Here is a 1420-nt window from a genome sequence, read left to right as displayed (position 1 = left end):
GGTCTTTGAGGAGGTCGGGCGCGAAGACAGCCAGGGCACCAGCGATGACGGCCATCGCGCCCAAGGCCTCAAAGAAACGGCGGGCAAATGCCTCCGCGTATCGTCGCGGTGATCGCTTGTGCCTCATTTCTTGTTCAGGCCCAGGCTATCGTACACGGACTCGTTGTAGTGGTACGGCCCGGTCTTGTCTGAGCTATTGAATTCAGGAACGTATTGGTCAAGCGCGTACTTGATGATTGTTGGCCCGAACGAGACCGACATAGTGAAGTAGTCCATGTCAGCGAAGGGAGCGGGAATGTTGGTGCCGCTCCTACCTCGCCGGGCTCCGTCGAGGTTGGCGACGACGACGGGAAGGCCGAGGGAGATGATCGCTCCGACCTCGTAGGCGAGAAAAGAGGAGCTATTGCTTCCTTTAAGGCGGGCGGCCGGGCTACCGAGCAATACGACCTGCTTGGTGTTGTTCAGCCGTTCGCGCAGTCGTCGCTTGATTGTCTCGGGTGTGCTGGTATCGCGCGCCTGGTAAATGTCATGCGCGTTCGTGAAGTCAAAGTCGATGTTCTTGTTCGCCCGCCAGGCCGTCATGAGCCGGTAGTTGTGGATGTCTTCGCTGGCGAAGGCGACATAGGTCTTGTTGCGGTAGCTCATCGTCGGGCTCCTAGGTTGATGTACGACGCTGTAGAGGATCGACGGGACACCCGCCTCTGACTCTACCTTCGGTCACTGAAGCGCACTGGACTCCGTTCCAGGGCCAGGATGTAACGAACGGTGAGTCCTGGTGGTAAGTGTAGGCAGCTTCGCTTTCCACGGGAGTGCGGTAACTCAGGGCCTTATGAAGGCGGGAGGTTTCCCACCGGCGCACCAGCCCTCGGTCTCGAACTGGGATATTGGGCATGCGTGGCGGAGGGTCTCCGACTTGCATGGACGGCAGCCGCCGGCACGCGCGCCGCTCGCTGCCGCCTCCTCCCCAGCTCCTGACCCTGCGTGTACGCCCGGTATGTAAGGGGATGGTGTCGTAGATGGCGCCTGGGCCGCAGTCATTTTCTACATGGATTTTTGACGGCCTGCGCCCTGCCTGGGGGCGTGGGATCGTCCTCGTGTCAGACTGTCAACAGATCGACCGATCTACGACTTCTGGAAGGGAGCCTGATGGCGAACAGCAACCTCACGGCAGCGAAGACAGCGAAGAAGGACGAGTTCTACACCCAGTGGGCGGACATCGAACGTGAGATGAACGCGTACCTGGAGTACGACCCCGATGTGTTCCGCGACAAGGTGGTACTACTTCCCTGCGACGATCCGGAGTGGTCGAACTTTGCCAAGTTCTTTGCCCTGCGATTCGAGGAATTCGGATTGAAGAAGCTGATCTCCACGTCCTACGCGCCCGCCTCGAACCCGGCCATCGACGAGGACTGAAGCGCCC

At 59.9% G+C, this 1420-nt stretch carries 2 protein-coding genes; one reads left to right on the top strand and one right to left on the bottom strand.

Annotation, left to right across the window (positions count from 1 at the left end; translation table 11 throughout):
* Positions 1-123: 123 nt before the first annotated feature.
* Complete coding sequence (locus MLY01S_RS11860) at positions 124-645, bottom strand: TIR domain-containing protein (RefSeq protein WP_067192440.1); 522 nt, start codon at positions 643-645, stop codon at positions 124-126.
* 501 nt (positions 646-1146) lie between these two features.
* On the opposite strand from MLY01S_RS11860, the gene MLY01S_RS11855 reads away from it, so the two are divergent.
* Positions 1147-1413 (top strand): adenine-specific methyltransferase EcoRI family protein, encoded by a 267-nt coding sequence (locus MLY01S_RS11855; protein ID WP_067192436.1) that lies wholly within the window; start codon positions 1147-1149, stop codon positions 1411-1413.
* Positions 1414-1420: the final 7 nt, after the last annotated feature.

Origin of the sequence: Micrococcus lylae NBRC 15355 (assembly GCF_001570885.1) — a bacterium.
In the GTDB taxonomy this organism is placed as follows: Bacteria; Actinomycetota; Actinomycetes; order Actinomycetales; family Micrococcaceae; genus Micrococcus; species Micrococcus lylae.
Note: the sequence above shows the minus strand (reverse complement) of the source record. Positions and strands in the feature narration are given on the sequence as shown.